Origin of the sequence: Falsiroseomonas ponticola (assembly GCF_016805305.1) — a bacterium.
In the GTDB taxonomy this organism is placed as follows: domain Bacteria; phylum Pseudomonadota; class Alphaproteobacteria; order Acetobacterales; family Acetobacteraceae; genus Falsiroseomonas; species Falsiroseomonas ponticola.
This window is the reverse complement of sequence record NZ_JAERQN010000010.1, coordinates 106915-131244: the sequence shown is the minus strand read 5'-3', so window position 1 is coordinate 131244 and position 24330 is coordinate 106915. Positions and strand designations below refer to the sequence as shown.

At 73.1% G+C, this 24330-nt stretch carries 21 protein-coding genes; 8 read left to right on the top strand and 13 right to left on the bottom strand.

What is annotated here, in order from left to right:
- Nucleotides 1–4 precede the first annotated feature (4 nt).
- The 4 genes from pstC to JJI54_RS24445 form a co-directional block, all read right to left on the bottom strand.
- Entirely contained in the window at nt 5–991 is a 987-nt protein-coding gene (gene pstC, locus JJI54_RS24460; protein ID WP_203076033.1) for a phosphate ABC transporter permease subunit PstC, read from the bottom strand.
- 49 nt (nt 992–1040) lie between these two features.
- Nucleotides 1041–2093: a phosphate ABC transporter substrate-binding protein PstS gene (gene pstS, locus JJI54_RS24455; protein WP_318987571.1), complete on the bottom strand. Its 1053-nt coding sequence runs from the start codon at nt 2091–2093 to the stop codon at nt 1041–1043.
- 146 nt (nt 2094–2239) lie between these two features.
- On the bottom strand, nt 2240–2647 hold the full coding sequence (locus JJI54_RS24450; RefSeq protein ID WP_203076032.1) for an ATP-binding protein: 408 nt from the start codon (nt 2645–2647) through the stop codon (nt 2240–2242).
- Entirely contained in the window at nt 2647–2988 is a 342-nt protein-coding gene (locus JJI54_RS24445) for an STAS domain-containing protein (RefSeq protein ID WP_203076031.1), read from the bottom strand. The genes JJI54_RS24450 and JJI54_RS24445 overlap by 1 nt, the downstream gene beginning before the upstream one ends.
- A gap of 114 nt (nt 2989–3102) precedes the next feature.
- On the opposite strand from JJI54_RS24445, the gene JJI54_RS24440 reads away from it, so the two are divergent.
- Nucleotides 3103–4008 (top strand): isocitrate lyase/PEP mutase family protein, encoded by a 906-nt coding sequence (locus JJI54_RS24440; protein ID WP_203076030.1) that lies wholly within the window; start codon nt 3103–3105, stop codon nt 4006–4008.
- Between the two features lie 31 nt (nt 4009–4039).
- Here the strand turns inward: JJI54_RS24440 and JJI54_RS24435 are convergent, their stop codons facing one another.
- The 3 genes from JJI54_RS24435 to JJI54_RS24425 all read right to left on the bottom strand — a co-directional run bounded on the left by JJI54_RS24435 (nt 4040) and on the right by JJI54_RS24425 (nt 8997).
- On the bottom strand, nt 4040–6811 hold the full coding sequence (locus JJI54_RS24435) for an autotransporter family protein (protein WP_203076029.1): 2772 nt from the start codon (nt 6809–6811) through the stop codon (nt 4040–4042).
- 79 nt (nt 6812–6890) lie between these two features.
- Complete coding sequence (locus JJI54_RS24430) at nt 6891–7889, bottom strand: tripartite tricarboxylate transporter substrate binding protein (RefSeq protein WP_203076028.1); 999 nt, start codon at nt 7887–7889, stop codon at nt 6891–6893.
- Nucleotides 7890–8124: 235 nt separating this feature from the next.
- Nucleotides 8125–8997: a fumarylacetoacetate hydrolase family protein gene (locus JJI54_RS24425; protein WP_203076027.1), complete on the bottom strand. Its 873-nt coding sequence runs from the start codon at nt 8995–8997 to the stop codon at nt 8125–8127.
- A gap of 190 nt (nt 8998–9187) precedes the next feature.
- On the opposite strand from JJI54_RS24425, the gene JJI54_RS32415 reads away from it, so the two are divergent.
- Nucleotides 9188–9799, top strand: a complete 612-nt coding sequence (locus tag JJI54_RS32415) for a FecR family protein (protein ID WP_264177213.1) — start codon at nt 9188–9190, stop codon at nt 9797–9799.
- Nucleotides 9745–11868, top strand: coding sequence for an adenylate/guanylate cyclase domain-containing protein (locus JJI54_RS24420; protein WP_226382090.1), 2124 nt, complete (start codon nt 9745–9747; stop codon nt 11866–11868). The genes JJI54_RS32415 and JJI54_RS24420 overlap by 55 nt, the downstream gene beginning before the upstream one ends.
- A gap of 2 nt (nt 11869–11870) precedes the next feature.
- Here the strand turns inward: JJI54_RS24420 and JJI54_RS24415 are convergent, their stop codons facing one another.
- Nucleotides 11871–12821 carry a Bug family tripartite tricarboxylate transporter substrate binding protein gene (locus tag JJI54_RS24415; protein ID WP_203076025.1) on the bottom strand — a complete coding sequence of 317 codons (951 nt, stop codon included), beginning with the start codon at nt 12819–12821 and terminating at the stop codon, nt 11871–11873.
- 227 nt (nt 12822–13048) lie between these two features.
- Here JJI54_RS24415 and JJI54_RS24410 point away from each other — a divergent pair, with 227 nt between their 5' ends.
- Nucleotides 13049–13363, top strand: a complete 315-nt coding sequence (locus tag JJI54_RS24410) for a hypothetical protein (RefSeq protein ID WP_203076024.1) — start codon at nt 13049–13051, stop codon at nt 13361–13363.
- Between the two features lie 11 nt (nt 13364–13374).
- Here the strand turns inward: JJI54_RS24410 and JJI54_RS24405 are convergent, their stop codons facing one another.
- From JJI54_RS24405 to JJI54_RS24395, 3 genes are all read right to left on the bottom strand, one after another.
- The gene (locus JJI54_RS24405; RefSeq protein ID WP_203076023.1) at nt 13375–13953 is read right to left on the bottom strand and encodes a hypothetical protein; all 579 of its coding nucleotides are present in this window, start codon (nt 13951–13953) and stop codon (nt 13375–13377) included.
- 671 nt (nt 13954–14624) lie between these two features.
- Nucleotides 14625–15659 carry a cyclic nucleotide-binding domain-containing protein gene (locus JJI54_RS24400; protein WP_203076022.1) on the bottom strand — a complete coding sequence of 345 codons (1035 nt, stop codon included), beginning with the start codon at nt 15657–15659 and terminating at the stop codon, nt 14625–14627.
- Nucleotides 15660–15668: 9 nt separating this feature from the next.
- Nucleotides 15669–16616: a dihydrodipicolinate synthase family protein gene (locus JJI54_RS24395; protein WP_203076021.1), complete on the bottom strand. Its 948-nt coding sequence runs from the start codon at nt 16614–16616 to the stop codon at nt 15669–15671.
- 289 nt (nt 16617–16905) lie between these two features.
- Between JJI54_RS24395 and JJI54_RS24390 the strand changes: the two genes are divergently transcribed.
- The 3 genes from JJI54_RS24390 to JJI54_RS24380 all read left to right on the top strand — a co-directional run bounded on the left by JJI54_RS24390 (nt 16906) and on the right by JJI54_RS24380 (nt 19971).
- The gene (locus JJI54_RS24390; RefSeq protein WP_203076020.1) at nt 16906–17883 is read left to right on the top strand and encodes a Bug family tripartite tricarboxylate transporter substrate binding protein; all 978 of its coding nucleotides are present in this window, start codon (nt 16906–16908) and stop codon (nt 17881–17883) included.
- 10 nt (nt 17884–17893) lie between these two features.
- Nucleotides 17894–18850: a tripartite tricarboxylate transporter substrate-binding protein gene (locus tag JJI54_RS24385; RefSeq protein WP_203076019.1), complete on the top strand. Its 957-nt coding sequence runs from the start codon at nt 17894–17896 to the stop codon at nt 18848–18850.
- A gap of 137 nt (nt 18851–18987) precedes the next feature.
- The gene (locus JJI54_RS24380; RefSeq protein WP_203076018.1) at nt 18988–19971 is read left to right on the top strand and encodes a substrate-binding domain-containing protein; all 984 of its coding nucleotides are present in this window, start codon (nt 18988–18990) and stop codon (nt 19969–19971) included.
- Here JJI54_RS24380 and JJI54_RS24375 read toward each other — a convergent pair.
- Nucleotides 19968–22250: a methyl-accepting chemotaxis protein gene (locus JJI54_RS24375; RefSeq protein WP_203076017.1), complete on the bottom strand. Its 2283-nt coding sequence runs from the start codon at nt 22248–22250 to the stop codon at nt 19968–19970. The two genes, JJI54_RS24380 and JJI54_RS24375, sit on opposite strands and share 4 nt — an antisense overlap.
- A gap of 168 nt (nt 22251–22418) precedes the next feature.
- Here JJI54_RS24375 and JJI54_RS24370 point away from each other — a divergent pair, with 168 nt between their 5' ends.
- Nucleotides 22419–23357: an alpha/beta fold hydrolase gene (locus JJI54_RS24370; protein ID WP_203076016.1), complete on the top strand. Its 939-nt coding sequence runs from the start codon at nt 22419–22421 to the stop codon at nt 23355–23357.
- On the opposite strand, the gene JJI54_RS24365 is transcribed toward JJI54_RS24370, so the two are convergent.
- Nucleotides 23344–24309: a Bug family tripartite tricarboxylate transporter substrate binding protein gene (locus JJI54_RS24365; RefSeq protein WP_203076015.1), complete on the bottom strand. Its 966-nt coding sequence runs from the start codon at nt 24307–24309 to the stop codon at nt 23344–23346. The genes JJI54_RS24370 and JJI54_RS24365 overlap by 14 nt on opposite strands.
- Nucleotides 24310–24330 lie beyond the last annotated feature (21 nt).

The following is a 24330-nucleotide window of genomic DNA, read 5'->3' as shown; positions in this document are numbered from 1 at the left end:
GGCGCTACCCCTTGATCCGCGACCGCAGCAGCCAGCGCGACAGCGCCAGCACCACGAAGGACAGCACGAACAGGATGAAGCCCAGCGCCAGCAGGGCGGAGAGCTTGAGGCTGCCCGTCTCGCTCTCCCCGAATTCCAGCGCGACGACGGAAGCGATGGTGTTGCCCGGCCCGAACAGGGAGCTCGAGATCCGGTTGGCGTTGCCGATCACGAAGGTCACGGCCATCGTCTCACCCAGCGCGCGGCCCAGCCCTAGCATGATGCCGCCGGCGACGGAGACGCGGGTATAGGGCAGCACCACGCCCTTCATCACCTCCCACGTCGTGCAGCCGAGGCCATAGGCGCTTTCCTTGTACACCGCCGGCACCTGCTCGAACACGTCGCGCATGGTGGCGGCGATGAAGGGCAGGATCATGATCGCCAGGATCAGCGCCGCGGTGAAGATGCCGGTGCCGAAGGGCGGGCCCTGGAACAGCTCCCCGATCAGCGGCCATTCGCCGATGCTGTCGATCACGGCGGGCTGCACATGCTGCGCCATCAGCGGCGCGATCAGGAAGAAGCCCCACATGCCGTAGATGATGCTGGGCACCGCCGCCAGCAGCTCCACCGCCGTGCCGACCGGCCGCCGCAGCCAGGGCGGCGCCAGTTCGGTCAGGTAGAAGGCGACGCCGAAGGCCACCGGCACCGCCAGCAGGATGGCCAGCACCGCCGTCACGATGGTGCCGTAGATGGAAACGCCGGCGCCGAACACCTCCTGCACCGGGTCCCATTCGGTGGACCAGATGAAGGGCAGGCCGAAGGCGCGGAAGGCGGGCAGGCCGCCGATGAACAGCTCGATGATGATGCCGCCCAGCAGCAGCAGCACGAAGCCGCCCGCGGCATGGCAGGCGGCGGCGAAGATCGCGTCGCCCAGATTGCCCGAACGCCGCGCCGGCCTCGGCACCGCGTTCGGGGAAAGCGTGATGGACTGCTGCAAGCGGAGGCTCCTCATCCCGCCGCGGCGGGGATCCCTCCCCGCCGCGCCGTCTCCGATCCGGGGATCAGGCGGTCCAGACGGCCTGGCCGTTGACCTTCACCTGGTCGCGCCAGGCCGCCCGGATCACGTCATGCACCGTGCCCGGCAGCGGGATGTATTCCAGCTCCTGCGCCAGGTTCGCGCCGTTGCGGAAGGCCCAGTCGAAGAAGCGCATCACGTTGCGGCTGCGATCGGCGTCCTGCGGGTTGGTCGGCAGCAGGATGTAGGTGGGGGAGACGATGGGCCAGGTGCCCGCGCCGCCCTGGTCGATCAGGCTCGGCGCGAAGCCCGGCACGTTCCAGTCGGCGCTCGCCGCCGCGGCGACGAAGGCCTCATGCGTCGGCTTCACGAAGTTGCCGGCCTTGTTGCGCAGCTGCGTCGTCACCAGCCGGTTCGTGATGGCATAGGCATTCTCGACATAGCCGATGGCGCCGCGGATGTTGCGCACCGTGCCGGCCACGCCCTCATTCCCCCGCGCGCCCGTGCCCGCCGGCCAGCGGACGGAGGTGCCGACGCCGACGCGGTTGCGGAACTCCTCCGACACGGCCGACAGGTAGCTGACCCACACGAAGGTCGTGCCCGACCCGTCCGCCCGGTAGGCCGGCGCGATCGCCAGGTTCGGCAGCGCCAGGCCCGCGTTCAGCGCCGTGATCCGCGCATCGTTCCAGCGCGTGATCTTGCCGAGGTAGATGTCCGCGATCACCTCGCCCGTCAGCTTCAGCTGCTCGTTCTCGATGCCCGGGATGTTCACGATCGCGACCAGCGACCCCATGACGGAGGGGAATTGCAGCAGGTTGCCCTCCGCCAGCTGCTGCGCCGTCAGCGGCGCGTCCGTCGCGCCGAAATCGACCGTGCGGTTGCGGATCTGGTTGATCCCGGCGCCGGAGCCGACGGACTGGTAGTTCACCGCGATGCCGGTCGCCGCGCGGGCCGCCTCGGCCCATTTCTGGTACACCGGGTTGGGGAAGGTCGCGCCCGCGCCCGTGATGGCCGCCTGCTGCGCCAGGGCGTGCCGCGCGGGAAGCAGGCCGGCCCCGAGGGCCGCGCCGGTACCGAGCAGGAAATGCCGCCTGTCCACGTGTCTCTCTCCGCAATCTGTGCTCCGCGCGCTGAGAAGGGCGCCGCGGTCACGCGGCTTCTAGGCGCCGGAGACGACCAGCCGATTGCAGTTCGATGAAGCTTCGATGACAGTCGCCCCGACAAGCCGGCCAGTTGTCGGTGCCTTCACCCCCCGGCAATGCCCACCCGGGTCCGGTTCCACCCCGCCCCGGCCGGGCCGTATTCCAGGCTGGCCGCCATCTTCCGCACCAGCGCCAGCCCCATCCCCCCCACCCGGTCATCCGCCAGGGACGGCGCCGCCGGCACCGGCGCCTCCCACGGGTCGAAGGGCGCCGCCGCATCCTCGATGACCAGCACCGCGCCCCCCTCCGCCGCCTCCACGCTCAGGCGGGCGGCCGGCGGCTCGCCCGCGAATCGGCCATGCATGGCCAGGTTGGCCAGCAGCTCCTCCGCCACCAGCGCCAGGCGATAGGTCGCGGCCGCGGAAAGCCCGGCCTCCCGCGCCCAGGCCTCGATCGCCGCCTGCGCGGCCGCGATCGCCGCCAGGCCGGGGGGGACGGAAAGCCGCAGCATCAGGCCGCCAGCCTCGCCAGCGCCTCCTCCTCCGTCGCCACCAGCGGCAGCACCTGGTCCAGCGCCATGGCCACCAGCACCTCCGCCACCATCGGCTGGGCGCCGAACAGCACCACCTTTCCGCCACGCCGCGCCACCACCCGCGCGCCCGACAGCAGCAGCCGGATGCCCAGCGAGGACAGGAACTCCAGCCCCGTCAGGTCCAGCACCGCGCCGCGGCCGGAAGCCGCCAGCGTCGCCGTGAAGGGGGTCTCCACCTCCCCCACCGTGCCGGTATCCAGCCGCCCCCCCAGCACGATCTTCCGGGCCTGCCCCTCGATCTCCATCACCTCGAACCTCACGGCGCGCTCCCTCGTTGCACGGCCGGTCATCTAGACCAACCGCGCGCGGCCCTGGCGTGACACTTCCACGACACCGGCGCCGCTGCCAGCATGGCCGGACGGAGGAGAACGACCATGCTCGACCCGGAGAAAGAGGGGCCCGTCCCCTCCCCCGCCGCGCGGCTGCGCGCGGTGCTCGACGCGCCCGGCATCGCCGTGGTGCCGGGCTGCCATGATGCGATGGGCGCGCGCCTCATCGCCCGCGCCGGCCTGCCCGCCGCCTTCCTCTCCGGCTACGCCGTCTCCGCCGCCCGGCTCGGCCTGCCCGATGCGGGCCTGATCTCCTACCGGGAGATGCTGGATGCGGGGCGGGAGGTCTGCGCCGCCAGCCCCATCCCCGTGATCGGCGATGCCGATACCGGCTTCGGCAATCCCGTGAATGTCCGCCGGACCATCGCGGGCTACCACCAGGCCGGCTTCGCCTGCGTGATGATCGAGGACCAGGTCTTCCCCAAGCGCTGCGGCTTCGCCCAGGGGCTGGAGGTCGCGCCGCGCGAGGAGGCCATCATGCGCCTGCGCGCCGCGCTCGATGCGCGCGACGCCATCCGCCGCGCCGGCGGCGACCTGCTGGTGATCGGCCGCACCGACAGCCGCGCCGCGGTCGGGCTGGAGGAGGCGCTGTGGCGCGCCCAGGCCTTCGCCGAGCTTGGCGCCGACATCGTCTATTTCGAGGCCCCGCAATCGACGCAGGAGATGGAGGCGCTGCACCGCGTCACCGGCAGCACGCCCACCATGCTGGCCCAGGTCGAGAAGCCCGGCCGCCCCTTCCTCACGCCCGCCCAGGCGGAGGCGATCGGCTACGACATCCTGCTGCTCGGCGTCACGCTGCTGAACGTGGTGATCCGCGCGCAGCAGGATGCGCTGGCCCTGATGGCGCAAGGGCAGCACCCGGGCCCGGACCGGCTGCTGCCCTTCGAGGAACTCTACGACCGCGTCGGCTTCAACGCCTACTACGCGATGGAAAGGAAGTACGCGCGCTGAGCGCGCGATGGAGAGGAAGTACGCGCGCTGATCACCACACCCAGCGCAGCCCGATGGTGGCGACATGGTCGGTGCCGCGGTCGCTGCGTACCGCGTCGTAATCCGCCACCACCGCGAAGCGGTCGCCGCGGAAGGCGGTGATGCCGATGCCACCGCTCAGCCCGTTCTGGCCGAGGCGCGCGGATTCCACGCCGAAGGCCGCGCCGCCGAGGCGATGCGTGGACCGGCCGAGCCCGTCCTGCATCTCCCGCGCATAGCCGATCCGCGCCTCCGGCCGCAGCCGCACGCCATCGCCCAGCTCGAAGCTCCTCGCGGCGGAGATGCCGATGCCCGCGCGCAGCGCATCCGCCGTGCGCCCATCGACGGCCAGGTTGAGCGACCCCGCCCCCGTCTCCGTGAAGCCGCGCCGCGCGATGCGGTCCCAGCGCAGGTGCAGCCGCGGCTCCACCTCGATCCCCTCGATCCGGGTGGACACGCCGATGCCCGCCTCCGCCGTCACATCCGTGCCCTGGCTGTCCGCGGTGGCGCGGCGCGACAGGGTGCCGAAGGCGATGGTCCGCCGCGCATCGTAGCGGCTGAGCCCGGTGCCGAGCGTGACGTCCAGGAAGGGCTTCCAGGCGGCCTCCGTCGGCGGCGCATAGACGCCGTAGAGGCTCGCCTGGTAGCTCTCGATCCGCACCTCGCCCGTCGCGCCATCGCCATCCACCTGGCCGCGCAGGAAGCCCAGCGCGATGCCGCCGGCGAGGCCGGGCGCGAAGGCGCGGTCCGCGCCGACCAGCGCGCCGCCGGATTGCCGGCTGTAGCCCGGCGCGATGCCGTCGCTGCCCGTGCTGCCCCAGCTGCCCAGCGCCCGGCCCCAGAGGGACCAGCCCGCCAGGCCGAAGGCGCCATCGCCGCCATCGCCCGCGCGCGCCTCCTCGCCATCGCCGCCCAGGCCATCCACGCCGACGCCGGCGCCGGGCATGGCGGACATCCGCGCGATGCGCGCGCTGTCCAGCGCCACGCGCGGCGCCAGCGCGCCCTGCGCGGCCACCAGCCCGGCATCGCCGCTGCGGATCGCCGCCATGCGCTGCCCGGTGGCGGCGCCGAACAGCCGCCGATGCGCCAGCGACGCCGCCAGCGCATCCGCATGCACCACGCCGGAGAGCTGGTCGAGCGCCGCGGGGATGGCGCTGGCCGGCAGGGCATAGAGCGCGCCGAAGACATCGGCCGCGTCGCCCGTCATCCGCGGCCCGGCCGCCGGGCGGATGGCATCCACCGCCGCGCCGGTGGCGCGCTGGTTCACCCGCTGCCCGACGCCGAGCGCGGAGAGATCCGCGTAGCGCGCCGGCGTCAGCACCAGGTCCAGCGTATTGGCGCCGTAGATCGCATCGAAGCGCGACCCGGCCGGCAGGCCATCCGCGGGCTGCGTCAGCCCCGCGAAGCTGCCCAGCAGCCCGCCCTCCGCCTGGATCACGCGGAAGCGCTGGCCGATGACGGGGTTGAAGGTGTTGTCGGCCGCGCCGCCGATGCCGCGCAGCACGGGCGCGATGGTGCCGCCCGCCGTCAGCGTGTTGCCCGCGCCCGTCACCAGGATCTGGTCATGCGATCCGTTGCCGGTGCCGGTGCCCGGCCCGTCGATCTCGATCCGCGTGGTGGACCCCGCGCCCAGCGTCACCGGCGCGGTGAAGGTCATGATCCCCGGCGAACTGCCGGGGGAGAGCGTGCCCTCGATGGTGGTGGGGCCGCCGACGGTGCCGCCGCCCATCAGCGTGGCGCCCGCCATCACCACCACCGGCCCCGCGAACTGCCCCTGCACGGACAGCGTGCCCTGCTGCACCTGCGCGCCGCCGCTGTTCTGCACCTCGCCCTGCAGCGTCAGCAGCCCGCCGCCCGTCACCTGCAGCTGCCCGTCGCCGGTGATGTTGCCCATCAGCACCACCGCGCCCTGGGAGGTGTCGATGACGCCGTTCGTCGCCTCCACCACCACGGGCTGCACCAGCACCACGCGGGCGGTCGGCCGGAAGGTGCCGCCGCGGAAGGTCACGGTGCCGGCCTGCGCGGCGCTGTCGCCTTCGTTGAAGGAGGCACGGCTGCCATCGATCACGCCGCCGCCGCCGCCACCGCCGGACAGGCCGCCGATCGGCACCACCGCGTAGCGCACGGTGCCGCCGCCGAACATCGTGTCGCCGCTCGCCTCGCCATAGAAGGCGACGGTGGTGAAGGTGCCGCTGTCGCTGATGGCGGCGACGATGTTCATCACCTGGCCGTAGCGCGCATCGCCCGGATTGTCGGATCGCTGGTTGGCGCTGCCGATCAGGATCGGCGTGCCGCCATCGAAGGCGATGTAGAGCGCGCTCGGGTAGCAGCAGGTCGCCCAGCCCTCCAGCTCCACCGCGAAGGCGTTGATCGGGGTGGCGAAGGTGAAGACGAGGCCGCTGCCCGGCGGGTTCGCGGATGATGCCTCCATCCGGATGGCATCCCCGCTGTTGAAGGTGCCGCTCGGCCCCTGGATGTTCTGGAAGCTCGAGGTGCGCGTGCTGCGCGTGGTGCCGTCGCCGGAGGTGATGGTGAAGGCGCTGCGCGCCCAGCTCGTCTGGTTGGTGGTCAGCCCGCTCAGCAGGTCGATGTTCACCGTGCCGCCGGCCGCCGTCACCCGGTTGTCGAAATCCGTGCGGCCTTCGGCGATGCTGTCGAAGAAGGTGGCGATCGACGCCGCCGCATCGCGCGGCCCGGCGGCGAGGATGGCAAGGGCGGAGACGGACAGCAGCAGCCACGCGGCACGGCCGGCACGGCGCGGGCCACGGGTGGGGCGTTCGGACATGGATTGGCCTTTCTGGCGCTTGGGCCAGGCGGCTTAGCCATGCAGCGGTGAAGCGCCGGTTAAGCCCGGCCGCCTTCCCTCATTCCGCGGAGGCGCCGGAGGCGCGGACCACGCCCGCCCATTTCGTCACCTCCTCCCCCAGATAGGCCGCGAAGGCGGCGCGGCTGCGCGCATCCGGCACGAAGCCCATGGCATCCAGCCGCCCGCGCGTCTCCGCCGCGGTCAGCGCCTTGTTGATCTCGGCATTCATGCGGTCGGTGATGGCGGCGGGCGTGCCGGGCGGGGCCATCAGCCCGAACCAGGTCAGCGCCTCGAACCCCGGATAGCCCTGCTCCGCCACCGTCGGCACCTCCGGCAGCGCGGGGTCGCGCCGCAGGCTGGTCACGGCGATGCCGCGCAGGCGGCCATCCCGCACCATGGGCAGCGCCGGCGGCAGGCTGGTGCTGCCGATCGGCACCTGGCCGCCCACCACCGCCGTCACCGCCTGGGCGGGGCCGAAGGGGACGTGCTGCACCTCCACCCGCGCCAGGCTGCGGAACAGCAATTCCATGCCGAGATGCGTCGTCGTCCCGATGCCGGAGGAGCCGTAGTCCAGCGGCCGCGTCCGCGCCGCCGCCACCAGCTCGCCGAGATTCGCGACCTGCAGCCTGTCGGGGTTCACGGTGATGATGTTGGGCGTGCTGGCCAGCATCGCCACCGGCTCCAGATCCGCCACCGCGTCGTAGCCCGCGTTGCGGAACAGGGATGGGTTGACGGCGTAGGCGACGGAATGGGCCAGGAAGGTGCCGCCATCCGGCGCGCTGCGCTTCACGGCGACGGTGGCGATGTTGCCGCCCGCGCCGGGCCGGTTCTCCACCACCACGGGCTGGCCGAGCACCGGGGCCAGCGCATTCGCCAGCGCGCGGGCCAGCACATCCGTGCTGGCGCCGGGCGGGAAGGCCACCAGGATGCGCACCGGCTTGTCCGGCCAGGGCGCCTGCGCCAGGGCCGGCGCCGCCAGCCATCCCGACGCCGGCGCCGCCAGCAGGCCCGACGCCGCCCCGAACACGGCGCGGCGGCCCATGATGATGCGCCCCATGGTCACGCTCCCCCCATCATCGTTCTTCGTTGAGGGAGCGAAGCATATCCCCACCCCGCGCGCGCGGGGAAGGGATCGAAGCCTTTGGCATGCCCTCAGACGCCGTGCCGAAGGCACGCCTGCGGCGTGATGCGCCGGCTCCGCCGGCTTGGCTTCGCCGCACTGGCGGCGGGCCGCAGTCGCGGCCTCGGCCGGCTTGACGCCGGCCGCCGGTCGGTCTTCCCGGACGCTGGTCTCAGGCGAAGGCGGGATCGTCCGCGATGGTGTTGCGCAGCACGCCGATGCCCTCGACCTCGATCTCCACCACCTTGCCCGGCGCCAGGAACAGCGGCGGCTTGCGCGCATAGCCGACGCCCGACGGCGTGCCCGTCGCGATCACGTCGCCCGGCTCCAGCGTCATGACCTCGGAGATGATCTCGACGGCGCGCGCGACGCTGAAGATCATGTCGCCCGTCGTGCTGTCCTGCACCGTCTGGCCATCCACGCGCGCGCAGATGCGCAGCGGGCTGGCGCCCGGCGGCAGCTCGTCCGCCGTCACGATCTCCGGCCCGAAGGCGCCCGTGGCGTCGAAGTTCTTGCCCATGGTCCACTGCGTGGACTTGCGCTGGTAGTCGCGCACGGAGCCGTCGTTGAACAGCGAATAGCCGGCGACGTAGTCCAGCGCATCCGCCTGCTTCACGCAGCGCGCGCGCTTGCCGATGATGATCGCCAGCTCCGCCTCGTAGTCCAGCTTGTCGGAGACCTTGGGCCGCAGCATGGGCTGGTCCGGCCCCACCAGGCTGGTCTGCACGCGCAGGAACATCGCGGGGTAGTCCGGGATGGGGTTGCCCCCCTCCTTCGCATGCAGCGCGTAGTTCAGCCCGATGCAGGCCACCTTGCCCGGCCGCGGGATCGGCATGCCGAGCGTCAGGCCCGACAGCTTCCGCCGCGCGGAGGCCGGCGCCGCCGCGGCCGCCGCCGCCAGCTTCGCCAGGCCCTCGGTCCCCAGGCCCAGGATCTCCAGCATGTCCGTCGGGAAGCCGGCGAGGTCGCCCACCGGCACCACCTCATCCCCGATCCGCACGCCCGGCGCGCTGCGCCCGTTCTCGATGAAGCTGAGCAGACGCATGCGACGGTTCCTCGTGACGGAGTGCGGCGTGAAGGAGGGGGGCGTGCCGGATTGGGCGGCAAAGCGCCCCCGCCCCGAATTTTTATCGACAAAACCGGGCAGCGGCAAGCCGCCCTCCCGCAAGCGGCAGCCCTGGCCGCGCCGCGCCTTCCGCGCGATACTCCGCCCCCGCAACGGCAAGGCTGCATCCATGCTGCACCCACTCCGTCGCCGAGGCCTGGCCGCCGCCGCCCTGCTGCTCGGCGCCGCCGGCCCCGCGCCCCGCCGGATCGGGGAAGCGGTGGAAGTCACCGGCACCGCCCGCGCCGAACGCCCCGGCGCCACCCGCCCCCTCGCCCCCGCCGCCCCGCTGGGGGAGGGCGATACGCTCGTCACCGGCGCCGAGTCGCGGCTGCTGGCGCGGCTGGCCGGCGACATCGAACTCCGCCTCGGCGCCCTCTCCCGCCTGCTGCTGGACAGCGTGCCGGAAGCGCCCCGCGACGGCGCCGGCACCGTGCTGCGCCGCGCCGCCGGCTCGCTCTGGTTCAGCCGGCCCGAAACCGCCCCCCGCGCCCCCGTCGCCATCATCTCCCCCGCCGCGCTGATCGGCGTGCGCGGCACCGCCTTCTGGGCGGGCGAGATGGACGGAACCTTCGCCGTCTTCGTCGCGCGGGGCGAGGCCGCGGTCTCCGCCGGCGGGCGCCTGGTGACGCTGCCCGCGGGTCTCGGCACCGACATCACCGGCGGCGTGCCCGAAGCGCCGGCGCCCTGGGCGCCCGCCCGCATCGCCCGCGCCCTGGCGCAGGTGGGCCTCTCCCCCTGAGGGCCTTCCGCTGGGGCGCCGCCACCGCCGCGCTGCTCCTCGCGCTCCGCCTGCTGCTGCCCGCGCCCTTCGGCGCCGCCCGCGACCTGGCGCTGGATGCGCTGCTCGCCGCCTGGCCCCGCCCCGGCCCCGCGCCCCCCGTGCTGGTGGTGGCGATCGACCGGGAGAGCCTGGCCAGCCTCGGCCCCTGGCCCTGGCCGCGGGACCGCATCGCCGCGCTGCTCGATCGCCTCCACGGCGCCGCCGCCATCGCCACCGACATCCTGTTCGAGGGCCCGGACCGCGCCGCCCCCGCCGCCCTCGCCCGCCGCCTGGCGGAGAGCCTGCCGGAGGAGGAGTCCGAATCACTCCGCCAGCGTGCCGCTGCGCTGCCCGACCATGACGCGACGCTCGCCGCCGCCCTGGCCCGCGCCCCCATTGCCATCGGCTTCCTGCTGGCGCCGGAGCCGACGCCGCCCCCCGCCGCGCCCGGCGGCCTCGCCCTGCTCGGCGATCCCGGCGCCCTCGCGCCCCTCTCCGCCCCCGGCGCCGCCACCGCCCTGCCCGCGCTGGTCGGCGCCGCGCCGGGCCATGGGGCCGCCTCCCTCGAAGGCGGGCGCGTGCGCGGCGTGCCGCTGCTGGTGCAGGCGGGCGGCGAATGGCGCCCGGGCCTGGTGCTGGAGGCGCTGCGCCTGGCGCTCGGCGGATCGACGCCCCTGCTGGCGGCGGCGGATCCCGCGCTGCGCCTGCCCGGCGTGGCGCTGCCGCTGGACGGCACGCTCTCCATCCGCCTGCATCCCGGCGCGCCGCTGCCCGGCGTCTCCGCCGCCGCGCTGCTGGCGGGCGGCGTCCCGCCCGAGGCCATCCAGGGCCGGATCGTGCTGCTGGGCGGCACCGCCCCCGAGCTCGGCGCGCTGCGGGAGACCGGCTTCGCCCCCCTGGTGCCCGGCATCCGCATCCAGGCGGAGGCGCTGGCCCAGGCCCTGACGCTGTGGCTGCCCCTTCGCCCCGCCTGGCTGCCCGGCGCGGAGATCGCCGCCGCCGCCGCGCTCGGCCTGGCCGCCGCCGCCGCCGGGGCCGCCCTGCCGCCGCTGGCGCTCGCGGGGCTGGCATTCGCGGCGCTGCTGGGCGTGCCGGCCGCCGTGCTGGCGCTGCTGTCGGGCACCATGCTGCTGGCGGACCCGCTGCTGCCGCTGGCCGCGCTGCTGGCCCCCGCCGGCGCCGCGGCGCTGGCCGCCTTCATCGCGACGCGCGCCAGCCGCGCGCGCCTGGTCGCCCGCTTCGCGCAATCCCTGCCCCCGGCCCTCGTCGCCCGCATCGCCCGCGAACCCGGCCTGGTGCGCATCGGCGGCGAGGCGCGGCGGATGAGCTTCGTCTTCACCGACATCGCGGGCTTCACCACGCTGGTGGAGCGCAGCGGCCCCGCCGCCCTCATCGCCCTTCTCGATGCCTACATCGCCGGTGCCGCGGAGATCATCGGCCGCCATGGCGGGACGCTCGACAAGGTGGTGGGGGATGCGCTGCACATCATGTTCGGCGCGCCGCTGGACCAGCCGGGGCATGAGCGCCAGGCCACCGCCTGCGGCATCGCGCTGGCCGCATACGGCCAGGATTTCGCCCGCCGCCACCAGGCCGAGGGCTTCGGCATCACGCGCGTCGGCATCGCGACCGGCGTCGCGATCGTCGGCGATGTCGGCGGCGGCCGCGTGCTGGACTACACCGCGCATGGCGATGCGGTGAACCTGGCCGCGCGCCTGGAACAGGCCAACAAGATCTTCGGCACCACGGTGCTGCTGGATGCGGAAACCGCCGCCGCGCAGCCGCCGGAGCGCTTCCGCCACCTCGGCCGCCTGGCCGCCCGCGGCCGCGCCGCCGCCGTCGATGTCCATTCCCCCTGGGACGCCCCGGCGGAGGCCCGCGCCGCCTGGGAGGAGGGCATGGCCGCGCTGCGGGCCGGGGACGCCGCCGCCGCCCGCGCCGCCTTCACCCGCCTCGCCGCGCTGCTGCCCGAGGACGCCCCCACCCGCTTCCAACTGGACCGCCTGGATCGCGGATTTTCTTCAGTTTCGGTGGACCAGCGGGGCGGCTGACGTCAGTCCAGCGGGATGTTGAACCCCCGGATCACCCCCCGGTACTGCGCCACCGTCTCCTCCATCAGCCGCCCCAGCGCCTCCGGCGAGGAGGAGACCGCCCCCGCCCCGGTCCCCTCCACCGCCGCCCGGTATTCCGGGCTCGCCACCGCCTCCACCACCAGCCGGTTCACCGTGGCGACGACCGGCGCCGGGATGCCGCTGGCCCCGCACATGCCGAGCCAGCCCTGCGCCACCAAGTCGATCCCCTGTTCCCGGAGTGTCGGCACCTCCGGCGCCACCGCCAGCCTTTCGGGGCTGGTCATCCCGATCGCCCTCACCTGCCCCGCCTGCGCCAGCGGCATGGTGTTCACCAGCGGCCCGACGAAGAGCTGCAACCGCCCCGCGATGAGATCCTGCAGCACCGGCGGCGTGCCGCGATACGGCACCTCCACCATCCGCGCGCCTACCAGCCCCTCGAAGATCCGCGCCACCAGGTTCGGCATGGAGGCCCCGCCGACATGCCCGAAGGCTACCGCCTCCGGCCGCGCCGCCGCCAGCGCCGCGAATTCCCGCGCATCCCGCGCGGGCAGGCTGTTCGGCACCACCAGCGCGTAATAGGCGCGCGTGATCTGGGAGATCGGCGCGAGGTCCGACAGCGGATAGGGCCGCGCGGTGCCGAGCGTGTTGAGCGCATCGATATAGGTGCAGACCAGCAGCGTGTGCCCGTCCCTCGGCTGGGACATCACATGGTCCAGCGCGATGCGCCCGCCGGCGCCGGTGCGGTTCTCGATCACCACGGGCTGCGGGAGGCGGGCGCGAAGCTGGTCGGCGATGATGCGGGCGGGGATGTCCGTGGGGCCGCCGGCGGGGAAGCCGACGAGGAGGCGGACGGGGCGGGTGGGCCAGTCCTGGGCGGCGGTGGGGGTCGTTAAGCATGCGGCGGCCAACGCGACGGTCAACATCTTGCGCATTTGTCGCTTCCCCCGTCTCCTTTGGGGGGCAGCATGGGCCCAGGGGCCGCCTTTCGACAATCGAGGAGCGTCAGCTTTCGACCCGAAGCGGACCTAGACGCAAGTTCACGGTGATGGGTTCTTTCGTCGCCCTTGGGCTCGGGCAGGCCGGTTCGCCATCGTCTTGATGTTGCGCGCGCCCCTCTGGTAGTTCGCCGCAACGTCGGCGCGATGAGCATCGCGGCAGCATGGTGATCCTGATGCGCTTCGCGCTGGCCCTCGCGCTGTCGAAGGTGAGCGACCGCTTCGCGCAGTGTCGCCAGTGCACGCGTGCCGAGGCCGATGCAATCGGCACTGCCTGCATGCGGCCCTCGGCGATCCCGGGCCCAAGCCGTCAGGAGATCGCCGGCCAGCTTCGCAGGTCTGCAAGGCCTCGAACCCGGTCTCCGCCGAAGCCATTGCACCCGCCATGCAAGCGGCATCGGCGGGCGACCTTCGCTGACTTCTCGCGCGGCAACTTCGCTCGGATGGTGGCGGCGCACCTCGCTGTTGCCCGCAGGTGAGGAGATGCGCCCTAGTCCTCGACCCCGATCTGATCGAGGAAAGCCCGCCGGAAGCTGTCCGACCCCGGCTCGAAGTTCACCTGCACGCGGATCGGCCAACCCGTGTCGGCGATCGTTGCCGCAAAGAGAGGCTGATACGCCACCGGCACCACTCCATCCGCAACGATTTCGACTTGATCTCCCTGCGCAAGATTAACGGCCGCCCGTAGTCCCACAAATTGCAAGAACCGCTGGAAGAGGGTCAGTTGCACTTCCGCGTCCGCGCGGCTGCGCGCGAACACCTTTACGGTGCGGCGCGCGTAAATGACTGCGCCGATGACTATGGGCGCGTCGCGTGTGTTCAAGAAGCTCATCGTCCTGGCAGATGAGGAGTTTGGATTAAATGCGTTCAGGAAGGCGCGTGCGAAGTCGCATTCGCGAATGCCACGCTCCCGCAGCGCGAGGCGAAGCTGAACGGGCGATGCGGATACCCTGCGCGCCTCCGAAAACGATATCTCATACCTTCGATCCTCCAAGCCACTTCCGGCTACCTGAGCGCGGTCGCCGACCCCGAGGGAGGCGGCGAGAGCTCTGGTAGTGAAGCCGCTCATGTTGGGGATCTCGTGGTAATCGACCCGAGGCGAGAGCCCGGGAAAGCAGTCAGTCCCAAACGCCAACAAACGCCTTGTCCGACCGTCGTATATGTTTCCGACCATCTCGCCGGCAGAGGTGGAAAGCGGCACGTATCCATTCTGTGTAAAATATCCGGCGTGCTCCCGGAGGAGGCGATCTAATGGGCTTGCCGGCCTATTCTGCGGTACCGCGAGCCACGCGGAGCACAGATGAGCGTCTGTGGTCCGTCGAATGCCGGCGCCTTGTCCAGTATCAATGCTGATATAGCAGTCATTGCCGTCGATTGAGCATTGGACCGTGCCCCGGACAATGTCCATTCCTCGAAGTGTTGCATCGTCTGGACAAACTGCATTCCCACTACCCGCTACTGGTGGCAGTCGAACGATGCCGGACGAGTTGCCTTGCTGCGCGAAAGATGGCGCGCATTGAAGCGATGCGCCTACAAGAAACAACGCGACCAGCCACCTCATGGAAAACGTCCTCCCGCGCCAGGCACATCGCACCACGAGGTCGTTTCGTCGGCAACCGATAAGTGCGGTGTCAGGCCGAGGAGCGAGGGGGGGGCGGCTTACAGCCCGTCTCTGAATGACACCGGAACGTCTGCTTCCCGCCCAACCCAGACATTGCCTGACCACCCACAGTCACCCCCTCACACCCCGCTTCTCGCAATCCCCCCCACCGCCCCCTTCGCCGCCGTCTTCAACCCCGCAATCCGCGCCCCGATCACCTCCGCCCCCGCCCCCTCTCCCGCGCACAGTTCCAGCACCGCAATCGAGCACCCCAGCAGCGGAAACCGCCGCGCCCGCCCCTCCCGGTCCTTCCCCGCGATGCTCCCGGCGGCGCGGTCTGCCGCGCTGTAGAACGCCCCCGCCGCCTCGCTCATGAAGGCCTCGCGGAAGGCCGAAAGCCGCGCCGCCAGCGCCGCCCCCTCCACCTCCTCGAATCCCGCGAAGAAATCGTCCCCGCCGATGTGCCCGATGAAGCACCCCGGCACCCCCGCGAAATGCCGCCGCAGGACGGTGGCGCAGAGGAACAGCGCCTCGTCCCCCGTCCGGAATCCGAAGGCGTCGTTGAACGGCTTGAAGTGATCCAGGTCGAGGTAGCAGAGCGCGCGCGGCACCGGCGCCGCCGCGCCCAGCCGCTCCACCGCCTGGCGCACCGCCTGGTTGCCCGGCAGGCGGGTCAGCGGGTTGCGGTCGGTCGCCTCCTCCAGCGCCGCGTCATGCAGCCGGGCCTGGCGCAGCGCGCCATCGGCGGCGCTTTCCACCTGGCGGCTCGCCGCGCGCAGCTTGCCGCAGAGCACCCCCAGCAGCCGCAGCAGCGCATCCGGGCGCGGCGCCAGCACGCCCATCGCGGCCTCGCGCGGCAGGAACACGGCCTCCACGGCGCTGGCCGCCACCGCATCGGCGGATCGCGCGCCGCCATCCAGCAGCGCCACCTCCCCCACCGCCTCCCCGGGGCCGAGGTGGTTCAGCACCACCTCCGCCCCCTCCGCGCTTTCCACGCGGATGCGCACCTCGCCGGCCGTCAGCACCCAGAGGCCATCGCCCGCATCCCCCCGCCGGAACAGGGCGGCGCCCTCGGGCACGCGCCGCGCCTCCGCCACCGCCGCCAGGGCGGCGAGGTCCGGGGCCGCCAGCGCCGCCAGCAGCGGCGCGCGGGAAAGGGCAGCCCCGTCAGGCACGCCGGATGGCTACTCCGCGGCCAGCGGCATCACCTGGCCGGGCAAGCGCCAGCCATACTGCGCATCGAGGCCCAGCGCCTTCACGATCGCCACGCCCCGCGCCAGGTGGTCCGGCTTGAGGCCCGTCAGCGGCCGCCGCAGGTCGCCCGCCGGCAGGCCCACCGCCTTCATCAGGGACTTCACGGCCACGGGGTTGATGGCGCTGTAGGTGAAGTGCAGCAGCGGCAGCAGCCGCAGGTAGGTCTCCCGGAACACGACGGATTGCTCCGGCGTCGCCCAGGGCGTGGAGAGCCGCGCCATCCCCGCCGGGTCGATATTGCCCGTCATGTTCGCCGTGCCATGGCCACCCAGCGACATGGTCGGCACGACCAGCCCCAGGTTCGGGCTGTCGCAGCACATGATCGTCGCATCGGGGTTCGCGGCGCAGACCTGCGCCACCTGGCCGACGCGCGTCGTGCTTTCCTTCAGCACCACGATGTTCGGGTGCTTCATCAGCCGCAGCAGGTGGTCCCAATGCAGGTCGGACTTCACCCGCGGCGGGTTGTTGTAGATGCCGATGGGCAGTTCCACCGCATCCGCGCATTCCGCGAAGAAGGCCTCGATGTCATCTTCCGGTGCGCAGATATAGGCGGGTGCCGCGAGGATCGCGCCATCGGCGCCGGCGGCCTTGGCGTGCTTGAGGTAGGCGATGGTCGCCGCCGTGCTGGTGCCCGTGCAGCCATAGAACATCTTCATGCCCTGCACCTTCATGGCGGCGGTCTTCTCCACGATCTCCCGCCGCTCATCCGGCGTCAGCATGGAGACCTCGCCCGTCGAGCCCATGATCAGCACGGCGGAGGTGCCGGACTTCGCGTGCCAGTCGATCAGCGTGCGGAAGCCGCCGAAATCGACGCTGCCATCGGCGTTGAAGGGGGTGATGAGGGCGACGAAGGATCCCTCGATCCGCATCTTGGCCATGGGCGCACCTGTGAGGTTGGGGCGGCGATGCTAGCAACGCGGCGGCGGCCTGGGTAGGCGGCGGAAAAGGCTGGCCAGGGGCGCCCTGTTCCGGCTATGTTCCTTCCGCCACCAGCCCCATCGCGCCCGGCACCCCCCCCGAAAACGGTGCTAAAGGCGGCTAATCGGCATAATCGGCTTAAACGGGTTAGCGACTTAAATGTCACACCCGTCACGTTCCACCCCGCCCCGGGGCTTCCCCTGGCCCGGGGTCCTCCGCAATTCTTCCGGGATAGAAGGAGGAATTCGCATGCTTGCCCGCCGGTCCCTGCTCTTCGCCGCCCCCGCCTTGGCGACGATCCCGATCGGCGACCGGGCGCTGGCGCAGTCCTGGCCGTCCCGGCCCATCTCCATCGTCGTCCCCTTCCCGCCCGGCGGGTCGAACGACCTGCTGGCGCGGCCGCTGGCGGCGAAGCTCCAGCAGGCACTCGGCGGCCATCCCGTGGTGGTGGAGAACCGCGGCGGCGCCGGCGGCACGGTGGGCGCGGCCCAGGTGGCGCGCAGCGCGCCGGATGGCCACACGCTGATGTGGGGCCATGTCGGCACGCTGGCCGTCAACCCCTTCATCTACCCCAACATTCCCTATGACGTGCTGCGGGATTTCGCCCCCGTGGCGCTGGTGGCGACCCTGCCCGGCGTGCTCGCCATCCACCCCTCCGTCCCCGCCCGCACCACGGCGGAGTTCATCGCGCTGGCCAAGGCGCGGCCCGGCACGCTGGAATATGGCAGCGCCGGCAATGGCAGCGCCTCCCACATCACCATGGCCAGCTTCTGCGACGCCGCGGGGATCGACCTCATCCACGTTCCCTATCGCGGCAACGGCCCGATGCTGGCGGACCTGCTCGCCGGCCGCTTGAAGGTCGCCTTCGCCGGCGCGCCCGTGGTGCTGCCCGGCGTGCGCGACCGCCTGCTGGTGGCGCTGGGCATGAGCGCCGCGCGCCCCTCCGCCTCCATCCCCGGCATCAACCCGGTGGCGGAGGCGCTGCCAGGCTACGAGATGGTGCAGTGGCACGGCCTGGTCGCCCCCGCCGCCACGCCCCCCGCGATCATCGCGAGGATCAATGAGGCGGTGAACGGCCAGCTCAACGACCCGGACCTCCAGCAGCGCCTGGTGATGGAAGGGGCGGACGCCGCCCCCCGCACGCCCGACGCCTTCCGCGCGCTGATCGCCAGCGAGCTGGAGCGTTTCCGCGGCCTGATCGCCCGCGCCGGCATCCGCGCGGATTGAGGACGAGACGATGATCCGACGCCGATCCCTCCTCGCCGGCGCCACGCTGCTGGCCGGCACGGCGAGCGCCCAGGAAGCGCGCGGCCCCGTCCGCGTGGTCGTGCCCTCGCCCCCCGGCGGCCCGCCGGACCTGATCCTGCGCGCCATCCTGCCCAAGATGTCGGCGACGCTGGGCCAGACGCTGGTGACGGAAAACCGCGCCGGCGGCGGCGGGCTGGTCGGCACCGCCTATGTCGCGCGCACGCCGCCGGATGGCCTCACCTGGCTCTTCACCACGGCCAGCCACACCAACATCCCGCCCTTCAATGACAACGTGACCTACGACCCGGTGCGGGACTTCACCCATGTGACGCTGGCCGCGCAGAATTTCGGCCAGGCGCTGGTGGTCCACCCCTCCGTCCCCGCCACCAACCTGGCGGAGCTGGTGGCGCTGGCGAAGGCACGGCCCGGCGCGCTGACCTACGCCAATGCCGGCAACGGCACCGCCAGCCACATCCCGGCCGAGCTCATGAAGACCATGACGGGCACGGATATCCTCTCCGTCCCCTATCGCGGGGTGGCGGAGGCGACGACGGACCTGCTCGCCGGCCGCATCGACATGTTTTTCGTCGGCACGCAGATCGCGCTTCAGCACGTGCAGGCCGGGCGGCTGCGCGCCATCGCGCTGACCGGCGCGCGGCGCTGGAAGGGCATGCCGGATGTGCCGACCCTGCAGGAACAGGGCCTGGCGGGGTTCGAGGTGGTGAACTGGTTCGGCCTCTGGCTGCCCGCCGGCGCCGCCCCCGCCCTGGTCAACCGCCTGCACGGCGCCGTCGCGAGCGCGGTGCGGGACCCCGAGGTGATGCAGCAATTTGACAACCTCGGGCTGGAGGGCGTCGCCATGCCGCCCGACCGCTTCGCGCCCTTCGTGGCGGAGCAGGCCCGCATCGCGCAGGAGATCGGCCGCCGCGTCGCCCGCCCGACCTGATGCCCTTGGCTCCGCGGATCGTCGCCGATCCGCCCTCAGACGCCGGCGCTTCGCCTGGCTTCGCCGCATGAGCGGCGGCAGCCATCCGGCCGCTCGTCCGCCTTCGGCGGCCGCAGGCTGCCCCCAGGAGACATGGCTTGATTCTCACCGTTGCCTGCGCCCCCTATGACCGCGTCCGCGCCCTCTTCGACGGGCGCGTGACACTGCCCGGCATCCGCCTGGTGCCGGTGCCGATCCACTCGGAGCAGAGCTTCCCCCGCGCCTTCTCCCGCGCCGAATTCGACGTGACGGAGCTCTCGCTCTCCTCCCAGCTCATCCAGGTCTCGCGGGGCGAGGCCGCCTATGACGCCATCCCCGCCTTCGTCTCCCGCGCCTTCCGCCACGGCTGCATCTATCTCCGCGCCGATGCCGGCATCACGGAGGCCAAGGGGCTGGAGGGCCGGCGCGTCGGAATCCCCGAGTACCAGATGACCCTCGGCCTCTGGCTGCGCGGCATCCTGGCCGATGACCAGGGCGTCGATGTGAACGGGATCCGCTGGCGCACCGCCGGCACCAACCAGGCGGGACGCCGCGAACGCCTGCCCCTCGAACTCCCGCCGGGGATGGATGTGCGCCCGCTGCCGGAGGGCTCGACGCTCAACGCCGCGCTGCTGGCCGGCGAGATCGACGCCATCCTTTCGCCCACGGAACCCCTCGCCTTCGCCGAAGGCGATCCGCGCGTGCTGCGCCTCTTCCCCGATCCGCGCGCGGCGGCCGCGGCCTATCACCGCCGCACCGGCTTCCACCCGATCATGCACGTCATCGGCCTGCGGAAGGAGATCGCAGCCAGGCATCCCGGCCTGGCCGGCCAGCTCTACGCCGCCTTCGAGCAGGCCCGCCGCCTCGGCCTCTCGGATCTGGAGGCCGATCTCCGCCATTCCTCGCTCAGCCTCATGCTGCCCTTCCTGGCGGAGGAATGGGCGGCGACCAAGGCGCTCCTCGGCGCCGATCCCTGGACCTATGGCATCGCCGCCAACCGGGCGGAGCTGGAGGCGATCGCCCGCTGGTCCCACGCCCAGCACCTCTCGCGCCGGCGCCTCGGGGTGGAGGAGATGTTCCACCCCGAGACGGCGTCCAGCTAGGCCGCCCGCTTCACGCCCCGCAGCTGGTCCAGCAGCGGCTCCGCCGCCGCGCTCGGCGCGGCGCGGAACACCACCGCCAGCACGCCGCCTTCCGCCCGCACCACCCGCGCGGGTTCCGGCTTCTGCCCGGGCAGCAGCGTCAGCGAAACCTCGGTGCCCGGCGCCAGCTCCAGGGCGCAGCGCATCGCCGCGCCGCCCGCCGACAGGTCCACCAGCTCCACCGCCCGCTCCGCCTGGCCGGGCAGCACCAGGCCCACGCGGCTGCCGCGGGCGGGCAGGCGTTCGAAGCGGCGGCGCTCCCCCGTATCGGCGCGGATCGCGGCCAGGAAGCCGTCCACCTCCTGCCGCAGCGTCGCCGCCTGCGCCACCAGCCCCTCCGCCGCGCCCAGCACGGCGCGGCTGTCGGCGCCGGAATTGCGCGCGATGGAGGACAGCTCCTCCATCGCCCCGGTCACCACCCGCGTGCTGCCGGAGACGGACTGGACGCGCTGGTTGATCTCCTTCGTCGCCACCCCCTGTTCCTCCACCGCCGCGGCGATGGTGGCGGCGACCTCGTCCATCCGCCGGATGGAGGCGACGACGCCCTGCATGGCATCCGCCGCCCCGCGCGTGGCACTTTCCATGGCGGTGATCTGGGCGGCGATCTCCTCCGTCGCCTTGGCGGTCTGGGTCGCCAGCGCCTTCACCTCGCCCGCCACCACGGCGAAGCCCTTGCCCGCCTCCCCGGCGCGCGCGGCCTCGATCGTCGCGTTCAGCGCCAGCAGGTTGGTGCGCCCCGCGACGTCGGAGATCAGGCGCACGATGCCGCCGATGCGGTCCGCCGTCACGGTCAGCGCCTGCATCCGCGCATCCGTCGCGGTCGCCTGCTCCACCGTCTCCCGCGCCACCATCGCCGCGGTCGCCACCTGGCGGCTGATCTCGGAGACGGAGGAAGCGAGTTCCTCCGCCGCCGCCGCGACGGTGCCGAGGTCCCCGGCCGCGCTGTCCGCCGCCTGGGCGGTGCGCGCGGCCTCGGCCTCCGTCTGCTGGGCGCTGGCGGCCATGCCGCCCGCCGTCTCCCGCATCGCGGTCGCGGCCTCCCCCAGCGATCCCAGCACGCCGCCGACGCTGCGGCCGAAATCGGCGGTGTGGCGTTCCACCGCCGCGGCGCGGCGCAGCTGGATGGCGCGCTCCTCCGCCGCCTTGGCCTCCAGGCGCCGCTTCTCGGTCGCCGCCGCCGCCAGCGTGGCCAGGGCGCTGGCCATGCGGCCGATCTCATCCGCCCGGCCCGCGCCGGGGATGGCGACTTCGTCACGCTCCGCCGCGATGTCGCCCATCGCCGCCGCCATGCCGACCATGGGGCGGGCGATGCGCCCCGCCACCAGAAGGCCCACCAGCATCGTCACGGAAACCAGCACGGCCGCCACCGCCAGCATGCGCAGCAGCGCGGCGGTGCGCGCCATGGCCCAGGGCAGGTCGGAAACCGCCAGCACCGCGGCGCCGACCACCTCGCCCTGGAAATCCTTCACGCCCACCACCACCGCGGTGTGGATGCCCTTGTCGCCCAGCCGCACCGTCAGCGGCACGGCGGACCCGCCCGACCGCGCCGCCGCCAGCAGCTCGGCCGGCAGGGACTGCACCGTCATGCCCGGCACGGTGGAGCCCAGCAGCGCGCCATTGACGAAGAGCAGCGCCTCGCCCCCCGCCAGCTCGCCCAGCATGGTGGCGGTATGGGCGCTGAGCCGCGTGCCCGCCTTCACCGTCCCGACCACGCGCCCATCCTGCATCACCGGCAGGGTGGCCCCGATGGCGAGTTCGTTGGTCGCCGGCGACATGACGTTGCCGAGCCCCGGGCGCCCGGACAGCGCCGCCGCCACGTCCGGCACCATGGATTTGTCGTCGCCGAAGCGGGTGGGCTGGTGCCCGCGCGCCAGCACCCGGCCGCGCGCATCCGTCACCTCGATCACCTCCAGCGTCGGGTCCGCGGCGCGGATCGCGGCGAAGGTATCCGCCATCAGCCGCTGCGCCGCCGGCGCATCGCCCCGCGACAGGGCCTGGACCACGTTCGGCCGCGGCGCCAGGCTGGCGGCATAGCCGTGCATCTGCCGCGCGATGTCGGCCAGCGCGGTGGACAGCCGGTCGCTGGCGGCGGCGAGTTCGGCGCGCTGCCGGTCCTGCTGCACGGCCAGCAGCGCGGAATAGCCGCTGGCGGCGGTCAGCAGCACCGCGGCCAGCGCCGGCACGACGGCCAGGGCGGTAAGCCGGCCACGCAGGCCGGTGAGCTTCGACAGGATGGGCAAGGCGGGGCACCTCCAGGCTGGCGGCCGGCACCCTGGCCGAATCAAGTGAATAGACTCCGAACGGTTACAACCGATTGCGGCGGGGCCGCCGCGGCGAACCGGGGCGGTGCCGTCGAACCCCGGCGGGGTTCGCGGGGTTCACCCGCCGACCCTGCCGGAGCACCCCCCATGTCCCGCCTGCTGATGCTCGCCGCCGCCGCGGGCGGCTTCGCCCTTGCCACCCACCAGGCCGCGCGCGGGGCGGAGCGTGCCCGCGCCTCCCCCGGCCGCTTCATCGCGGTGGATGGCGTCCGCCTGCACATCCTGGATCGCGGCCCGCCCGCGCCGGATGGCCCGCCCGTGGTGCTGCTGCACGGCAATGGCAGCATGGTGGAGGATTTCGACAGCAGCGGTCTGATCGACCTGCTGGCGCGCCACCGCCGCGTGGTGGCGATCGACCGCCCGGGCTTCGGCCGCACCGACCGCCCGCGCGACCGGGACTGGACGCCGGAGGCCCAGGCCGCGCTGGTGGCGGCGGCGATCGATCGCCTCGGCCTGGTGCGCCCCATCGTGCTGGGCCACAGCTTCGGCGCCATGGTCGCGGTGGCGCTGGCGCTGGACCATGCCAGCAAGGTGGGTGGGCTGGTGCTGGCCGGGGGCTACTACTTCCCGGGCCTGCGCGCCGATGCGCTGTTCTTCTCGCCCCCCGCCATCCCGGGGATCGGCGAGGTCATCCGCTACACCTATGGCCCGCCGCTCGGCCGCGCCATGGCGAAGCCGCTGATCCGGCGCATGTTCGCGCCGCTGCCCGTGCCGCGCCGCTTCAAGCGCGACTTCCCCCTGCCCCTCACGCTCCGCCCCTGGCAGATCCGCGCCATGGCGGAGGACAGCGCGGCCATGGTCCCCGGCGCCGCGCGCCTCGCCGCCCGGCTCGGCCGGCTGCACCTGCCCCTCGCCATCCTGGCGGGGGAGGAGGACCGGATCGTCAGCCCCGAACGCCAGGCCCGGCGGCTGCACGGCCTGCTGCCCGGCAGCCGCCTGGTGGTGCTGCCCGGCGCCGGGCACATGATCCACCACGCCTCCCCCGCCGTGGTGGAGGAGGCGGTGCTGGCCCTCAGCCCGGGGTGAGGCCCGCCGCCCGCACGATGGGCGCGAAGGCGGCCAGCTCCGCCTGCACGAAGCGGGTGAAATCGGCCGGCGTGCTTTCCGGCGGCGGCGCGCCCAGCAGCTCCTCGAACCGCGCGATGGTGGCGGGGTCGGACAGCGCGCTGCGCACCGCCTCCGCCAGCCGCGCCACGATGGCGGGCGGCAGGCCGGCGGGGCCGGACAGGCCGAACCAGGCGGCGCTGACCACATCGACGCCGCCCTCCCGCAGCGTCGGCAGGTCCGGGAAGCGGGCGGACCGCGCGGCGCTGCTGACGGCCATGCCGCGCAGCGATCCGCTGCGGATATGCGGCCCGGCGCTCGGCAGGCTGTCCAGCATGGCGGGCACCACGCCCGCGATGGTGTCGGTCAGCGCCGGGCCGGCGCCGCGGTAGGGCACGGCATTCACCTTCACCCCCAGCGCCGCACCCAGCCGGATGCCGGCCAGGTGGCTCGACGTGCCGATGCCCGCCACCGCGAAGTCGATCTCCCCCGCCTCCCGGGCCATGGCGATGAACTGCGCCAGGTCCCGCGCGCGATGGCCCGGGTTCACCACGAGCACCGAGGGGCTGGTCGCCACCAGCGCCACGTGAACGAAATCGCGCATCGCGTCATAGGGGATGTTGGCGTAGAGCGCGGGGGAGACACCGTGGGAGGTGCTGTTGGACATCACCAGCACCTGCCCGTCCGGCGCCGCCTGCGCGACGGCGGCGGCGCCGATGGTGGCGCCCGCGCCCGCGCGGTTCTCCACCACCACCGCCTGGCCGAGCAGCCCGCCGAGCCGTTCCGCCACCAGCCGCGCCATCACATCCGTGGTGCCGCCGGGCGCGAAGGGGACCACCAGGCGGATCGGGCGCGTGGGCCAGGTCTGCGCGCGGGCGGGCAGCGCGATCAGCAGCGGCGCGGCCAGCGCCGCGCGGCGGGTGAGCTTGGGCATGGCGTTTCCTCCGGCTTTTGG